Below are 16323 nucleotides of genomic sequence, written 5' to 3' on the forward strand. Positions count from 1 at the left end.
TGTTGATCACTAGCCAAATATAGTAAAACGGCTCGCGGTAGGCGACGTAGATTCTTGGTCGGATTCTACGTATCACCACTAATCATCTGATCGTACTTAGATTTTTTTTGGTCTCGAGGCGACGAACTTCTGTCGGATTTGTTCATGGGATCGCATGTAGTTTGCGAGAGACGGCTCGTCAGACAGCGTCTCGTATCCCTTCAGAATCGGCTTTTTGAAATGGAAAACTGGGTGGTTGTAGTCGTACTCGTCAATGGGTGCGCGTTTCATGATTTTTTCGATCGTGTCGAGTACGACGAGGGCATATTTCTCGACAAAGTCGCCCTCGGCATGCGAGGCGAGGCAGGAAGCTACCATCAGTGCAACCCGCGCTTCGTCATACCGCCAGTCACAGATGCTAAGAAGCCAATCTATCTCGCCGAAGAAGCCGGTCTCACGAACCCGTGAGAGTAGCAAGGCTCGTTGCCTGTCGCTGGTAGCGGCCATGTCTACTCGGCCAGACAACTCGTTGCAAAGCGATTGAAGTAAGTAAAGACGCTTCAATGGCTTGGGTGCCTCGTCAGCGGGCCCCTGTTTTTTGGCGGAATGCCATAGAGCTGCACTTGTCGACATGGCTAATTCTGTGTGCCATCCAATTTTGCGTTTGTTCGGAATCTTTGCTTCGACCTCAATGAAGCATAACCAGCCATAGTAGTTGGCAAGCATCGCCGCGCCATCCAGCGACAATCCTTCCGCTGGCAGCGGGACCCCAGAGTCCTCGCCAGCCATGCCGACGTTATCGACTGAGGATTCGAGACTATCGTCCTCGTCGGGATCGTAACCGTCTGGGAGTGTGATGTTCGCCAGTCGCAGAAGCTCTCGAAACACCGGATCATAGTGGTCTCGAAACGCCTGCAGTCGTTGCGTTTGATCCTCGTAGCGCGTTGTCGCCACTTTCTCCATCGAAGACAAGAAGACGGTTGTGCTGGGCTGATATCTTACCTCATCGATCGAACAAACTTGCAGTGCCGCACGGACAAGTCGATCAGGGGCACGTCGGCCTCTGACTAAGCCGTATGGATTGGTAAAGAGGTCACCAACCCACTTTGGGTCTATGTCGCCTTTTTTGATCTCTTTTGGCTGCGCTGGTTGAAGAATATTGCCTAATTCAACTTGAGTATGCGGCCTTGCGAGCGGCGACGCGGTCCATGTCTTTGTCTCTGTGTCAAAGAAGTCACGATAGAGCCGAAGTTTCACCGCGGCGATAGACAATTCAACATCAAATTCAAATGCCATCCCAGCACCCTCCAACGTAGAATCCGTCATGAATCTACACGCATCTTTTGATGGTGCAATACGTGTAGAAAATGATCCGTATCTGCACGTAGTTCTCAACCGAAAAATGGTCGTATAAAAGAATTTAATCCAGCGTTTTCAATGATTTAGCTGAAAGGCATGTTGCGAGCATGGAAGGATTTTCTTCCCAACCGCTGAGGTGGTTAAATGCTCGCAAGGATCGCAATGGCTCTCGTTTTGGGAGTATCTGCAGTGGCTTTCACCGCGACGTCGGTAGCGATAGCCGACTTCTCCGTCGAGCCCCATCCGGCAACGACAGTCTGCCGCGGGTACAAGGAAATTCTCGATCTAATCGGAACGACGGAAGGAACGGATCGCGGCCGTGGGTACAACGAAACGCTGTCATACGGCGCATTCACTAACGGCCCCGTGAATTTGGTGGCGTTGTCTCTCATAGAGATCGACTCGCTACAAACAGAGATGTTGAAACACCCTAAGAACTCTCTCAACTCTTCGGCTGTTGGTCGCTACCAGATAGTGAGAAAAACTTTGCGAGCGCTTCGAAAACAGCTCGGCCTGACGGGCCATGAGTTGTTCGACGCATCGATGCAGGACAAACTCGCCAAGGCACTCCTGGATGGCCGAGGCTATCAGAAGTGGGTAGACGGCCTCATCTCCGACCGCCAGTTCCAAGCAAACCTTTCATTTGAATGGGCGAGCCTTACCAACCCGGCAACAGGGCGTGGCTCGTATAAAGGCCAGAACGCTCAGATCAAACTGTCCGTCCAGCAAGCGGCTCTCGATCGGGCGAGATGCGACCTGGCGGACCAACGTATTTCGACTGCATTCCCCTTCTAAAGCTTGCTCTGTCAATGGTTCGTATCCGAACGGGTGCGAACCATTGCTACCAAAGCGTTGCTGGCAGAAGCGCCTGAGGTCGCAACCCTGCTGGCGTCACCTAGCTTTGCTGTTGCCCCTAGAGCTTCGGGGCCGGGGCCGCGTTCCCGACGTTCTTGGCTTTCGCCGCATCGATCCGTTGCCGGGCGTCGGAGTTGTCCGCGTCGAAATCCTGGGTGAGATGCAAGTGGTCCATCATCTTCATCTCAAGCTCGTTTGCCAGACCCGTCTGATCACCGCGGACGACGAAGTCGATGTAGATGCCGCACATGCCCGCCGATTGCTTCGCCTTTTTCGCGGTAAATTCATCAAGACCAACGGGGAAATCGCTCGTACCAATGCAGGCCATCGGTGACGCGAGCTTTTCGGCGTGTGCGTCATCTGCGCTGAATTTCCATGCGGCCCAAATGCTGGTGGCGCTCTTCCCCGTGACCGAAGGCTCTCCGTATTTCTGGACTGCCGCCGCATAGACAGATTCGGTCGTCGGTCGTTGCGAAGGCCTGAATTTCAACTCTCGTGTAGCCGCGAATAGTTTGTTGCCCGAACCCAAGCCCGTGAACGCGAATTGCATCCGCTCGTGCTCCATGTCATCCGGGTTGGCAAGGTCGTTGTATAGGGTCCTGCCATTTGCGACCCATTCGGTGCCTTCCGGCAGCTTCCACTTCACGAACTCATATCGCGCGTCTGGCCGTACTTCCTCGAATTTCGCGATGACCTGGTCGGCGCTCATACCGAGAGCCATTCCGTTTATGTCAAATTCGGCTGCCTGCGAACCGGCGGCTCCTCCAAGAAGAAGCGCGGTTAGCGCGGTTAGTAGGGAGGTCTTCATTTGTGATTAAGCATGGAATGTTGACCCCTCCAGCGGGGTGATACTTATCCAATTTTGACCCCTCTACGGTTTCATCCGACCATCCGGCTTTTGGCAGCGGATGGAGTGGGGAGTTGAAGAGAGTGGACACCATTGCCCGCGTTCGACGAGCCTTCCATGTTCAAGGCTGGTCGGTGAAGAAGATTACTCGCGAGCTGAATGTTTCGCGCAACACGGTTCGCAAGATTCTCCGGTCCGATGCGACCGAGTTTTCCTACAAGCGAGAACATCAACCGCTGCCCAGGATCGGTGCCTGGAAAGATGATATTGAACGGTTCCTTGTTGCCAACGAAGGCAAACCATCACGCGAGCGGCTTACGCTGATCCGGATTTATGAAGAGGTTCGGGCGCTCGGATATGAGGGCAGCTACGATACCGTCCGACGTTATGCCCGGACTTGGGCAAAGAAGCGGGGGACGGTGACGGCGGAAGCCTATGTGCCGCTCTACTACGCACCAGGTGAGGCTTACCAATTCGACTGGAGCCATGAGATCATCCTGATAAACGGCGTGACGACGACTGTGAAGGTCGCGCATGTCCGGCTCTGCCACAGCCGGATGATGTTTGTGCGGGCCTATATGCGCGAGAGCCAGGAGATGGTGTTCAATGCGCACGACAAGGCCTTCGCCTTCTTCCGAGGCACCTGCACGCCGCCTCGAAACGGAAACGCGTAGCGGCAAGCAGGGTCGAACGGCGGACTATCTCACTCGTCTCGACTTCATCATCCTTGACGAACTCGGCTACCTGCCGTTCGCCCAGGCCGGAGGCCAGCTACTGTTCCATCTGATCAGCAGGCTCTACGAACGGACATCAATCATCGTCACCACAAACCTGGCCTTCGGTGAATGGCACACAGTGTTCGGTGATGCCAAGATGACGACAGCGCTTCTCGACCGTCTCACCCACCATTGCGAGATCGTTGAGACCGGAAACGAGTCCTGGCGCTTTAAAAACCGATCTCAAAGTTAAAGCCGAAGAACGACATCACCCGCGCTTGGCCTACCCTCTGCAACCCCGGCCAGCGCCGGGCAGGCCAAGCGCTGATCTACAGCATATAGGGGGTCAAAATTGGATAAGTAAAAGGGGTCAATGTTCAGTGCTGATTGACACTTGAAAAGCTCAAGGCAATCTTCGACGCGTGTGACCGCACCAAGCTGCAGGAGCTTTCTGTGCCAGTCCGAAAAGGTATCTCGACCGAAAGGATTTCGCTATTTCGCGGATGCGCCGGCCCAGCGCATACCCGGGGTATGTCGGGACAACCTCACTCGACAAGGCAATCTACTACGCCACATGGCATAGGGAATGGCATTTGGAGCACGGACATGCAGGCGAAGCCGCGGTTTACGCCGCGACGGTTTGTCTTGGCGATGTCTACTGTCGGCTCGATCACAATGAAGATGAGTTCTTGGTCGTCCCCGATAATATGTGGCGTATCGAGGTTCCGGCATCGGAGTTCAGGCTTAATCGGCCACGGCATTAAGCTTTGAGAAGCTGCTGACCGTCCCGCGGGGAACAATCTTTATCAAGCTGGCTTCCGCTTCAACTTCATGGACTAGGACCGCAGGCTGACCTCAGATCAAAGGACGACCCTAAGCTCCATCTTGTCTTTCACCGCGAAGGTCTCGACCCCGTGAAAATTCAAGTAGCGCTCGACAAGGTCAGTCAGAGGCTCGAAGTCCTTCATGCCCGACCACTTTTCCATCTCAAAAAACCGCCGTCCCTGTTCTGCGGCCTCGGCCACCACCCATCCGCTCGGATACCGTTGCAGTTCTTCCAAACGCTTCTCATACTTTTCGGAAACTGCCGCATGTTCGTCGTCATCTTCACGACGACACAGAATTCCGTCAACATGCCCGAGGGCGTAACCCATCGACTGAAACAGGAAGCTTACCCTCGATCTGGCCGCTTCCCAGAATGCTGCCAAGTCTCCGGTATCGTCCAATTCAGCTCTTGCTTCGACGATCTGATCATCGATCTTTCCGACTACTTCTTCAAGCAAGTCGATGTAGCCAAAGCCAAATTCGGGCAGAACCCAAGCCGCACCACGTTGGGCAAAATACTCCGACCGCAAGGGGTTACCGATAGCCTGTAGATGGCCATCGCGTTCGTTCTCCGGGCTCGCATTTTCCCATCCGCCAGGAAACGTTGCCGTGAATTTGGCAACGTCGGCAACATGCATGAGTTCATGCAGAAAAGTCTGGAACGCTAGCTTGCTGTCGGGATGACCATCCTCGAAGAGGTTGCGAACCAAGGGCGTCCAGATAACCACAGTACTCCACAGTTCGCCGTCGAGTTTTTGGTGAACCGCCATCGCCGCGCCCGTGGCAAATTCGTTCGCCGTAGCAACATGGTCGTCCTCACCTTCAAGCTTTACGCTGTGCAGAGCTTCCTGGTAATCACATCCGATGACAATCGATCTCAGATGGCTGAGGTCGCAGGCTTTGGAAATTTCCCTGGCAAGACCAATCATGCGATGCCCGAGTGTTCGCGCTTCGTCTTCATCCTCATCGTTCCATCCGCGCAATGACACATTTATGTTCGGGTTGAGAGTCGCCTCCCGCATACCCTCACTCGTTTTTGCATCGTCGGCGACTTCATCTATCACTGCAAATAATCCCAATCCATTGATATCCTGACTATTTCAAAGTCGAGTTGATGGCTTCTATTAATTTCGTCCACCCTTTGCGCTCTGTCTCGCTCAGATCGCTTGAGGAGTGATCTCGGGTCCATTTGACATAGGCTTTTGCCAGTTTGTATTTCGAAAAACTGGTGCCGCCCTTCCTCGTCAAAAGATCGATCACGGGAGTGGTAGGCGAAGCTGTTGCCTCCGCGGAAATGTCGATCCCCAGGCCTGACGTCGCTACAGTGATAAGTGTATCGCGGAGCAAGTCTTCGATTTCGGCCTTGGGAATTGAAGGAGCAGTGAAATCCATCGTGCGCAAAATTCGTTTCGCGCCCAACCTATGAACCAGGACATCCTGCTTTGCGGCTTGATCGCCTGCATTATCCGAATCGAGGAGCGCCGCGACCTTCAGGTTATGGGCAACCAGGATCGTTGCGAAGTAAACGACCTTGCTAGCCGTGTTGGCAGGAACAAGCGCGATTTTGGAATTCAGGTCGACGATGCCTTCCTGTCGTAGCAGCTCAGCCGTAGCTTCGACATACCAGAAGTCGGTAAGACCCTCGAGTATGAGATTGCGTTGCTGGGCGAAAAGGCTTTGTGCAAGATCGTAACCCAAAGCCTCTTGCAGGGGCAGGAGCGCAGCAGGGTCGGCGGCGGTAACTGTCGTGTGGGCTTTGGTTCCGGTTTTCCTGTCCTTCATCTCGATGACCCGAACCAGATCAAGCTCATCAGGGCCAACGAGAAAGGGCGAATGGGTGGTGTATACAGTCTGGTTCGCCTGCGCCAATTTTGAAATGGTCTCGCGGAAGTCGCGCTGCTTAAGCGCGTGCAAACTCATTCCCGGCTCGTCGAGCAGAAGGATCGCATTGGCATGCTTCCCTGCGGTCTCCGAGAAAAACACCACGAAAAACGACACCAGCCACTGGAAGCCTTCCGACCGTTGGTCGAGCTCGATCTCGACGCCCAACTCGTCTTCGACGACGACCTTCAGGTACTGGCCGTCCGCAGTAATCCTTAGCCGGTTGGCCTCTGCTCTATCCGGATTGGGATTCCATACATTTACGATTTCAGACGTCAACCGGACACTTGCGGCGTTGAGTTGGTAGGATCGCTGATCGAGTTGGTCCCTGTATTTTTTAAGTGCATCGTGATCATTGGCACCTGGTTCAGGTGCTCGTCCGAGTGTGGAAAGCTCGCGTGCCGTGAAACCGAGCAGTTTCAGAAGGCACTCGTTTCCATAGTCATACTGGTCGTCATCCAGCAGCTTCTGCTCGATACGTGTAGCCAGATGATCAAGATGAATTAGCGGTCTGACGCGATAGTAGTTGGAAAACAGCACGAAAACGGGGATCGCTTTCGCGAGCGTCTGGAGAGCGGTGTCCCGTCGCGCAGCGAACTTCGTCAGCTTCAAGAGCTTGTCATACCGCGCTTCTTCGGTTTCGTTGGCTTCGTCGACAAGCGGCAGATGTTTCGTCAACCAAGTCGATACGACTGTGGCAACGTCGCCTTGGAGCCAGTAATTAGCGCCAGACCATCTGGCCAGCGCTGCCTCCAACAGCTTGCTGGATTTTTCTTCTCCCTCTTTCTGTCGGGAGTCTATATGTGCGGACAGCCGTTGCAAATCCTTGGAGATTCCCTCCGTTGTCGCTACCGCAGGCCCGCCTTCAAAGCTGTGGGTCCAAGAATTGTCCAAGCGTCTGGTGAATATGTATGTAGCCTGCCTGAACTCTTCGTCGATCGAGGCTTTGTCATCCTCGTCAAGCGTGAAGTGGGCGACGACGACGTCCGTTTTCGCTGGGTCCGCCTTTTTCGTCGTGATATCGTTGTAATCCTTGCGAGGATAGTCTCGTAGCACGTCGAATTTGGCTGTGCCTGCCGGTGCATTGATTTGCTGGAGTGCGCGCAAGATTGCTGACTTACCAGCCTCGTTCGGGCCAACCATGATCGTCTTTGACTCTTCGAAATCAATCCAACCCGAGTCTTTGACGCTGCGGTAGTCTGTTATCCGGGCTTTCGAAAGCTTCAACTGCTGATCCTCCAATATTGTCTAAAGTCTATTGCGAAATAGGTCCTTATTTCAACTTAAGATAACTGAAAATCGACAGCTTCTTATCGCGTACGTAAGCAAGCTCGGTCATTAGACCACTTGGTGAGAAGTTCATTTGCAGCCTTTCGAATGAGGCCAAACGGTTATGAGTTGGTCCGATAACCGCTTACCATCGTCCGCGGATACCGATTTTTCTGGCCGTTGAAATCAAACCACGACAACGAATCCTGCGTCGAAGTCTCCATAGCTCGGTTCGCCTGGATAACCGCGTGGATTGGAAACCACCCGTGTCGAACCGACCATGTAATCCGACTTGTTGTGCAGGTGCCCGTGTACCCAAAGGTTTGGTCCGCGACCGTCCTCCATCAGATACTCGAGATCGGATGCATAGGCCGCCGTCAAGACCTCCGAGTGCCGAGGTTCCTCCACCGATTTCAGGCTGGGCGCGTGGTGAGTCAAGAAAACGAGCTTCCGATCACGGAGCCCGCCACGACGTTCCTCCAAAAACCTCCGGCTCGCCGCGTGTTTCTGGAAAGTGATCGCAAAGGAGGTGCTGTCGATGACGAAGATCAACTGGAATTCCACCCAGATGAACCAGAAACTGCCAATACCGATCCGGGCTGCACGGAAGGTTGGCGAGGTGCTGAAATACGTAGGAGACGGGAAGGTAAGTTCGGATTACACGAGGTACATGTGAGTTTCCGTATACCTCTGTTTATCCGTTTAACTCCCGGCAATCTAAGCGCTCTCTGACGACGAAATATTGGGCTGCGTGATGCCAGTTCGGCTGCTCGAATCGCATGAGCCCCTGGATCGCTAGTTGCAGATCGCATCATTATCGCCATGGCTAGTTCTTGAAACTCGCTAGCCAGCAACGGCCCCTAAATGGTGGTGGTTGCCACCTAGCTCGCATGACTCGTGTTCGAATTTCAGTAAAGTCTGGAATGCGGTCTCCCTCTCATCACCGCAGCAAGCCGCATAGATTTCGGTCAGCCGCTCCCAAGATGACGGTTTCAGAACGAGGTTTTCCTCAACGAATGTAGAAAGGAATTTTACGATCGCGCCAACCGCATCTTCGACGTTCAGGTGACCCGCTTGTGTGGTCCTGTTCGTGGATGTGGGCGTCTGGATGAAGGCATGTAGTTCAATGTGAACCTCGGCAGGGTTTCCAAATCCACCTGTGATTTGAATGACCGCTCCGACCGCTCCGTCTGTCCGTTCAAACTCCAGTTTTACGCCTCGTTCACCCTCAGCAAGTAACAATAAAGTTCGTTCCGCGCGATCAACATTCATTGGCTCACCTCCGCAGCCAGACTTCGCGTTGGCTACGCAAGTGACAAGGATCGCTGATGTTGTTGGTTGGGAAGCGTGGCGAAAAGCTAACGGAGGTATCGGGAGACGATACGAAGCGCCTGATACTCGCGTTCGGACGCGAGGGTGGATCGACGTTTGCTCGAAGGAACGCAAAATTAGTCGTGGAGACAACACAGAATGCCGGACACTGGTTTTTCTGCACGTGTAACCAGGACCGCGACACTTTGCTGGTCCCGTATGAATATGCCTATGTCCATCGCCGGATAAATTCCTCAAATTCTCATCACCATGACTGTCCCTTTGCCATAGACCCGCTGCGTCAGCTAGCTGTGGTAAGAAGCATGCGCCCGCATCCCCCCGAGAAGGCTTTCAACATCCTCTCGGCTTTCGCATCAGACAGGGGCGCACAGGAAGAAGACAGAACCGCCAGGACAAATACCGTTCGCCGCTCAAAGCTTGCTCGAGTCCTCGTCGCGCTGGCAGAGAGTTCCGGATTGCAGAAGCAAACGTCCGTAGCCACGTCCATCAGCGAGCAATTCAATTTGGTGGCGAAGCAAGCGGAAAAATATAAGCTCGCGGGCGATGTTCCATTGAAGCCCATGCTTTGCAAATACCCTCCCAAGCTCACAGAATTCCTTCGTGACTTTGACGAGAATGCCCGTCGTTTCACCTGGCCCAAGGGTTCCCGAGAACACGGTATCCTTTTACTCAAAGCGCTCTGCGTCGAGAATGGGAGCCTTGTCTTCAGCAACCAGGTTCGAGTTCCTGTAGCTGGGCCGATCGCGATCTTCGGACGCGATGATGCCCCGCGAAGAAAAGATCGTCCATATCTAGCAATTGGACTGATTGCAAAGCAATCTCAGTCATCTCCTCCCGAGGTAATCAGGGCCTACGTTCACCCTTGCTACTCGCATGACAACTTGATGTTGGTGGATAGCAACTACGAACGCGAGACCTTCAAATACCTGAGCACGATTCAAGCCGAATATTCAGGACGTCTCGACTTCGAGATAGAGAAGCCACTTTCAGATGTCGGCAAACGCTTTGAACAGGCGGAAGATGCGATCCCCGAGCGCGATAATCAGGAAATCGAGGCGCGAGGAGCGCCTCCAATCCTCATACCAGATTTTATCTTGAGGTTTGGAAAAGGTGACCAGCACGCCGGAGATTTTTTCGTGGAGACCATGGGCTTTCGATCCTCGATTTACAGAGCTGTCAAGCGGCGGGTGGTTCCGGAAATGGCGCAGGCGCTCGGAGGACTTGAGTGGGTGGAACATGACTTCCATTTTCCCAGAGATAAAACACCTCAGCAGCGTCACGAAAACTTCCGGACAGACGTCAGAAGTAAGTTAGCCGATTTAATGCGAAAGCGGTCGATCCGTTAAAGGCGTGCCAGAAAATAGGAGTGGCGAATAATAACCTGTTCGCGACCTAGTTGAGGGATTGAAGGCATACTCTGCGAGTGTAAGTTGCCCAAATCACAAACGTTGGGCAAGCGATTCTATGAGCATTACCGATGATCTGCTCGCATTTGCGAAGACGAGACCAACATGGGAACAGGACTTGTTCCGGCGCATCTACACGCAGCCTGATCTGGTCGAAAATGACTATGTTGAGGTCTTGGCCATAATTAAGGCCGCAAATGGAATCGAACTCGCCGTTGCGCCCGGTGATCCAGTCCCGCTTACTGTCGATCACGTGTTGCATAGAGCTGACGGCGCTGATCCTGTAGTGCTCGGTTCGATCAACGACATTCGTAGCGCGATGCAGTTGGCATCCGGACAAACGCTGTCTTTCGCGGTCAATGGGTTGACGATCGTTTACGGTGAAAACGGAAGTGGCAAGAGCGGTTACTGCAAGCTTCTAAAGCAGATTTGCCGCGCTCGGCGAGAGCGCAATGACGAAGTCGTGCTGGAGAATGCCTACTCGACGGACAGGCTTTCCAAGCCATCTCTCACGGTACGCTTCAAAGTAGGGCAAGCCGAAGTCCAGGATCATCGGTGGGAAACGGGCGCTCCGCCTCCGCAAGCCTTGTCCCGAGTGAGCGTCTTCGACAGCCGCTTGGCACCTCTCTATGCCGATAAGCAAGACAAAATCGAGTTTCTGCCGGCGGGGTTGGATGTGCTGCCGCGGGTGGTCAAGGCGTGCACAGAACTAAGCCGACGCCTGCACGACGAAATGGAGCCGATAAAGACGATTGTGGCCAGCCCTCTGCCCGACATAGAGCGGGACACCCCACAGGCCGAAGCCATCGGGAAGCTCAACGAGAAGACCGCCTTGAAATCCATTCCAAGCGCGACAGCTTTCCAGAATCTCGCGCTTTGGTCGTCAGCTGACGACGCGAGGATCGAATTGGTGCAGGACGATATACGTAGCGACCGGGCAGCTCTTGCCAAAGAGAAGACTCGCGGTGTCGGCATTTTGGAAAAGCTCAAAGAGCGGCTCGTGCATGCGGAAAACCTATTGTCTGCCGACGCGGTCGCGCGTTTGAACTCCACAATAGCGAAATGCGTCGCAACCCGGCAAGCGGCGACGCTTGCCGCTAGCCTCGAATTCCGCGAAGACCCGCTTGCAACAGTAATCGGCTCGGAACCGTGGAAGCAGATGTTTGGGTATGCGGTAGCGGTGTACGCTGACGCGTTTCACGGGGCGGAATTACCGTCGCATGGCGATAACGAAGTTTGCCCCCTTTGCGCTCAGAAACTATCGAATGGGGCGTTCGACAGACTGGTGAAGTTCCGGGCGCTCATTGCGAACGAAGCGGAAAAGCAAGCTGAGTCAGCGCTTGCGTCTCTGACCTCCGAGGTATTGGTTCTACGACAGTTGACTCTGCCGTCGGCCGATCAGATCGTCAGCGCTTTGACCCCTTTCTTCGTGGAAGGCAGCTCGGAAGCGAGTGTCGTGAATGACGTACTCAATTGGTTGGTATCCGCTGATCAGTTTCGGTCAGCTCTTACGAAGTCTGCCGAGTCACTCGAAGACGTGATGGTCCTTGGCGTACTGGAACCGGGCAAGTCCAGCGAGGTCGAAACTTGGGCCTACGCGCTAGCGGCGGCCGCAGCGGCGGATCAGGCTGCCGCGACTGATCCAGAGCGTTTGACCGGTCTCAAGACCGAACTCCGCGATCTTCGCGGACGCAAGCAGCTGCATGACAACCTGCCAGCGGTCCTCCAACGAAGGAGCCAACTGGTCAGCTTGTCGAAGCTTTCCGGATGCATCGCTTCTCGCCATAGCGCGCCGATCTCATCCAAGAATACTGAACTGTGCGAGAAGTACCTGACCGAAGACTTCCGCGGGAGGCTACAGAAGGAAATAGGCGACTTGGGCATAGGGTACCTGCCTGTCGTTGTGACTGGACGGACCGATAAGGGGGTCAGTTATGTTGGGCCCGACCTGTCGAAGTCGATTTCAGCAAAGACCTCGAATATCTTGAGTGAGGGTGAATTCCGCGCATTGTCGCTCGCGTGCTTCTTCGCCGAAATCTCTTCCATTGACGGCCATGACGGCGTGATCCTAGACGACCCCGTTTCCTCGCTCGACCATAAGCATGTTAGGCAGGTGGCCACTCGTATCCTTTCGGAAGCCAAGCACCGTCAGGTGATCGTATTCACCCATGAATTGAGCTTCTATTATGAACTCTGGCATCAGGCCATGGAGGCTCAAGTCGAAGTCTTACGGCATTGGATCGTGAAAACTGAAGAACATGGCTTTGGCACGGTTCGAAACGACGATGCTCCATGGCAAGTCAAGTCCACCAAGGATCGCTTGGCGGCGCTGGACATCAAGCTGACATCCATGGCCAGTAGGGCATCGAAAGACACCGAGGCTTACGAACGTGAAATCACCGATTTCTTCACTGGGCTGAGAGAGACTTGGGAGCGCTTGGTCGAGGAGATGCTTCTCAATGGTGTTGTCGGCCGCTTCCAGCCCGGAGTGATGACACAGTCTCTGAGTGGGGTTGAGGTCAGGGACAGTGACTTTACCACGATACATTTCGGAATGCGCAAGACCTCAGAGCTTTCCGGTCACGACTGGTCCAAAGGCAGGTTGCCCTATTCTCCCAGCGTCGATGATATGAAGCGCGAAGTTGAGACGGTGAGGACCTATTTCGCTGAGCTTAGAAAGAGGCGTGACGAACTGGCCTCCACCCGGCGGAAAGCCGTGTCGGCTCCGCAAAAGGCCGAGACGCTGCGTTAGTCCACGGCGAGGTGAACTTCGATTTCAACTTGAATGCTCGTGCGTCATGGAAGCGGTCGTCCGACTTAGTACGCGCTGCCCTGACTAACCAAGATAAAATGGATCAGACATTTCCGATACAATTTATCGATCTCCAGACAGCTCAGATGACGCCATCAGCGCCGTATGATGTGGGTTAGGGGCAACACAGGTAGCATCTGAGGAAAATTATGCTGATTTATCTCAGGGACAAACCTATTGAAGCCTCAGGGACATATCAGCGCTCGTAGGGACAAACCTTTTGAGCGATTCCACGAGCGGCTGAGAAATCCATACTAAGCGATAGAAAACAATGGTGATCTCGACGCGATTCGAACGCGTGACCCCCAGATTAGGAATCTGGTGCTCTATCCTGCTGAGCTACGAGACCACTTGAGATGATCCATACAAAAGCAAAGGCGCGAAGCCAAGCCCTTTTACGTCCTCGGGACAATTCGCTTTTGCGGTGCCGTGCGCCCGGGTGGGGCGCACGGAAAATGGTGGCGGCGTCTCAGGCGTTGAGGCGCTGTTCGGCCAGCCGCACCCAGTAGGAAATGCCGTGGGCGATCGCTTCGTCGTTGAAGTCGTAGGCCGGGTTGTGGAGGCCGGCCGAATCGCCGTTGCCGACGAAGATGAAGGCGCCGGGGCGGGCGAGCAGCATGTAGGAGAAATCCTCGCCGGCCATCATCGGGTCGACGTCGGGGACGACATTGCCCGCGCCGGCGATTTCCTCGGCGATGGCGGTGGCGTGGTCGGTTTCGTCGGCATGGTTGAAGGTGACGGGGTAGTTGCGGTGGAACTCGATTTCCACCTCGGCGCCGTGGCTGGCGGCGATGCCGGAGACGACCTGCCTGAAGCGCTGTTCGGCGAGGTCGCGCATCTCGGGATCGAGCGTGCGCACCGTGCCGCCAAAGCTCGCCTCGCTCGGGATGACGTTGTGCGCATTGCCGGCATTGAAGGTGGTGACAGAGACGACGACCGATTTCAGCGGATTGGCGCTGCGCGAGGCGATGAGCTGCAGGTTGGAGACGATCTGCGCGCCGATGGCGATCGGATCGATCGTCTTGTGCGGCATGGCGGCATGGCCGCCGACGCCCTTGATGGAAACGTTGAATTCGTCGGTTGCCGCCATGATCGGGCCCTTGCGGATAGCGAAGTGGCCGACGGGCAAGCCCGGCAGGTTGTGCATGCCGTAGACTTCGGCGATCTGGAAACGCTCCATCATCCCGTCCTTGACCATGGCGTCGCCGCCGGCGCCGCCTTCTTCGGCCGGCTGGAAGATGACGGCGATATTGCCGTTGAAATTGCGGGTCTCGGCGAGATATTTCGCAGCACCCAGCAGCATGGCGGTGTGGCCGTCATGGCCGCAGGCATGCATCTTGCCCGGTGTCTCGGAAGCCCAGGGCTTGCCGGTGATCTCGGTGAGCGGCAGGGCGTCCATATCGGCACGGAGGCCAACCGTGCGTCCCTCGCCTTTGCCGCGGATCAGGCCGACGACACCGGTGCGGCCGATGCCCGTCACCACTTCGTCAACGCCGAAGGAGCGGAGTTTTTCAGCGACGAAGGCGGCGGTATTGTCGACCGCATAGAGAAGCTCCGGCCGCGTGTGGATGTAGCGGCGCCATTCGGTCACTTCGCCCTGGAGTTCGGCGGCTCTGTTCAAGATCGGCATGCTGATGTTCCTGCTGCTCAATATCTGTTCTGGTTCAACTCTTCGGTTTGTCGCATAGCCTTGGCCAGCGCAGCGCATCTTCCAATATCACGCACGATCAAAAGGTCGTGATGCCAAAGCGTCTCGCCTCTGGGGAAATAAAGTCGTCAATCGCCTTTGCCTTCTCCTAGCCATATAGGTTAAATAGACGAAGCTTTCGAGAAAATTCCGGACCTCTGAAGGATAGATCGTGCCGACGAAGCAGAATCGTTTGTATGCCGCCCTGCGGCTCGTTCCCGTGGCCGCAGCCGCATCCATGCTTTTCCTGTCGACCGCGCAAACGGCCGGAGCCAATCCGCATGTCCTCGTCGATGTCAGCACCGGGCGCGTGCTCGATCAGCAGGAGGCGTTCCGCCGCTGGTATCCCGCCTCGCTCACCAAGCTGATGACGAGCTACGTCACCTTCCGCGCCATCCAGTCCGGTCAGATCAATCTCGACACGCCGGTCGTCATGTCGAAGCTCGCCACGGCGCAGCCGCCGGCCAAGATGTATTTCAAGCCCGGCCAGAAGATGACGCTCGACAATGCGTTGAAGATGATGCTGGTCAAATCGGCAAACGATCTCGCCATGGCGGTCAGCGAGACCGTGGGCGGCTCGCAGCAGAGCTTCGTGGCGCGGATGAACGCGGAGGCGGCCCGCCTCGGCATGCGCGACACGCATTTCATCAATCCCAATGGTCTTCCGGGCAAGGGGCAATATACGACGGCGCGTGATCTTGCCGTTCTCAGCGTCGCGTTGCGCCGCGAGTTTCCGCAATATGCCGGCTATTTCTCGCTGGAAGGCTTCACCAACGGCGTGAAGCAGGTGCCGAACATCAACATGCTCATCGGCCGCTTCGACGGCGCCGACGGCATGAAGACCGGCTTCATCTGTGCGGCAGGCTTCAATCAGATCGCATCGGCGACCCGCAACGGCCGCACGCTGATATCAGTCGTGCTCGGCACCGACAGCCTCGCGGCGCGCGCCGACGATTCCGCCAATTTTCTGGAAAAGGGTTTCCAGAACCAGCTTTCCGGCAAGGAGACGCTGGCAAGCCTGCGTCCTGACGGGCCGCAGGCGGCCGATGTCGCCGATGTCACCGCTGAGATCTGCAGCGCCAAGGGCGCACAGGCGCGCAGCGAAACCCGCGATCCCTTCGGCCGCACCAAGGTGCAGTCGCCCTATATCCACGAAATGGATCACGAGCCGAATTTCGTCTATGCCGGCCTGATCGGCGGCCAGGACGTCATGACCGCCAGCAAGGGCGATAAGGACGATGCCACCGCCAAGGGTGACAAAGCCATCAAGGGCGACAAGATTGCTATCTCCGGCCGGGCGGCGGACAATGTCCCGATCCCGATGCCGCGTCCCACTTTCTGATATCGGATTGGAA

The 16323-nt window shown here is 55.4% G+C and carries 11 protein-coding genes, 1 tRNA gene and 2 pseudogenes; 6 read left to right on the top strand and 8 right to left on the bottom strand.

From position 1 onward, the window contains the following. Positions 1-96: 96 nt before the first annotated feature. Positions 97-1275, bottom strand: coding sequence for a hypothetical protein (locus JTP94_RS00295; RefSeq protein WP_204848579.1), 1179 nt, complete (start codon positions 1273-1275; stop codon positions 97-99). 252 nt (positions 1276-1527) lie between these two features. Between JTP94_RS00295 and JTP94_RS00300 the strand changes: the two genes are divergently transcribed. After that, on the top strand, positions 1528-2133 hold the full coding sequence (locus JTP94_RS00300; protein WP_204848580.1) for a hypothetical protein: 606 nt from the start codon (positions 1528-1530) through the stop codon (positions 2131-2133). 118 nt (positions 2134-2251) lie between these two features. Here the strand turns inward: JTP94_RS00300 and JTP94_RS00305 are convergent, their stop codons facing one another. Next, a complete protein-coding gene (locus JTP94_RS00305; protein WP_246754597.1) occupies positions 2252-2902 on the bottom strand; it encodes a hypothetical protein in 651 nt (216 codons plus the stop codon). A gap of 212 nt (positions 2903-3114) precedes the next feature. Between JTP94_RS00305 and istA the strand changes: the two are divergent. Together istA and JTP94_RS00315 are read left to right on the top strand one after the other, a co-directional pair. Further along, positions 3115-3687, top strand: a pseudogene (istA, locus tag JTP94_RS00310) (IS21 family transposase); the annotation flags it as partial. Between the two features lie 4 nt (positions 3688-3691). Further along, positions 3692-4009, top strand: a pseudogene (locus tag JTP94_RS00315) (ATP-binding protein); the annotation flags it as partial. Between the two features lie 607 nt (positions 4010-4616). Here the strand turns inward: JTP94_RS00315 and JTP94_RS00320 are convergent. The 4 genes from JTP94_RS00320 to JTP94_RS00335 all read right to left on the bottom strand — a co-directional run bounded on the left by JTP94_RS00320 (position 4617) and on the right by JTP94_RS00335 (position 9003). Further along, on the bottom strand, positions 4617-5660 hold the full coding sequence (locus tag JTP94_RS00320) for a hypothetical protein (protein ID WP_204848582.1): 1044 nt from the start codon (positions 5658-5660) through the stop codon (positions 4617-4619). Positions 5661-5676: 16 nt separating this feature from the next. Next, on the bottom strand, positions 5677-7689 hold the full coding sequence (locus JTP94_RS00325) for an AAA family ATPase (RefSeq protein ID WP_204848583.1): 2013 nt from the start codon (positions 7687-7689) through the stop codon (positions 5677-5679). 228 nt (positions 7690-7917) lie between these two features. Next, on the bottom strand, positions 7918-8283 hold the full coding sequence (locus JTP94_RS00330; protein ID WP_204848584.1) for a hypothetical protein: 366 nt from the start codon (positions 8281-8283) through the stop codon (positions 7918-7920). Between the two features lie 291 nt (positions 8284-8574). Continuing rightward, a complete protein-coding gene (locus JTP94_RS00335; RefSeq protein WP_204848585.1) occupies positions 8575-9003 on the bottom strand; it encodes a hypothetical protein in 429 nt (142 codons plus the stop codon). Between the two features lie 362 nt (positions 9004-9365). Between JTP94_RS00335 and JTP94_RS00340 the strand changes: the two genes are divergently transcribed. Next, positions 9366-10409 (top strand): hypothetical protein, encoded by a 1044-nt coding sequence (locus tag JTP94_RS00340; RefSeq protein WP_204848586.1) that lies wholly within the window; start codon positions 9366-9368, stop codon positions 10407-10409. A 118-nt stretch (positions 10410-10527) separates the two neighbouring features. Beyond that, on the top strand, positions 10528-13221 hold the full coding sequence (locus tag JTP94_RS00345; protein ID WP_204848587.1) for an AAA family ATPase: 2694 nt from the start codon (positions 10528-10530) through the stop codon (positions 13219-13221). A gap of 332 nt (positions 13222-13553) precedes the next feature. Here JTP94_RS00345 and JTP94_RS00350 read toward each other — a convergent pair. Together JTP94_RS00350 and JTP94_RS00355 are read right to left on the bottom strand one after the other, a co-directional pair. Next, positions 13554-13630: transfer RNA gene (locus tag JTP94_RS00350), tRNA-Arg, on the bottom strand. A gap of 120 nt (positions 13631-13750) precedes the next feature. Beyond that, a complete protein-coding gene (locus JTP94_RS00355; protein ID WP_204848588.1) occupies positions 13751-14911 on the bottom strand; it encodes a M20 aminoacylase family protein in 1161 nt (386 codons plus the stop codon). Between the two features lie 229 nt (positions 14912-15140). Here JTP94_RS00355 and JTP94_RS00360 point away from each other — a divergent pair, with 229 nt between their 5' ends. Next, on the top strand, positions 15141-16310 hold the full coding sequence (locus tag JTP94_RS00360; protein WP_204848589.1) for a D-alanyl-D-alanine carboxypeptidase family protein: 1170 nt from the start codon (positions 15141-15143) through the stop codon (positions 16308-16310). The last annotated feature ends 13 nt before the right edge of the window (positions 16311-16323 follow it).

This window comes from Martinezella lusitana (assembly GCF_016901135.1).
GTDB lineage: Bacteria > Pseudomonadota > Alphaproteobacteria > Rhizobiales > Rhizobiaceae > Rhizobium > Rhizobium lusitanum_D.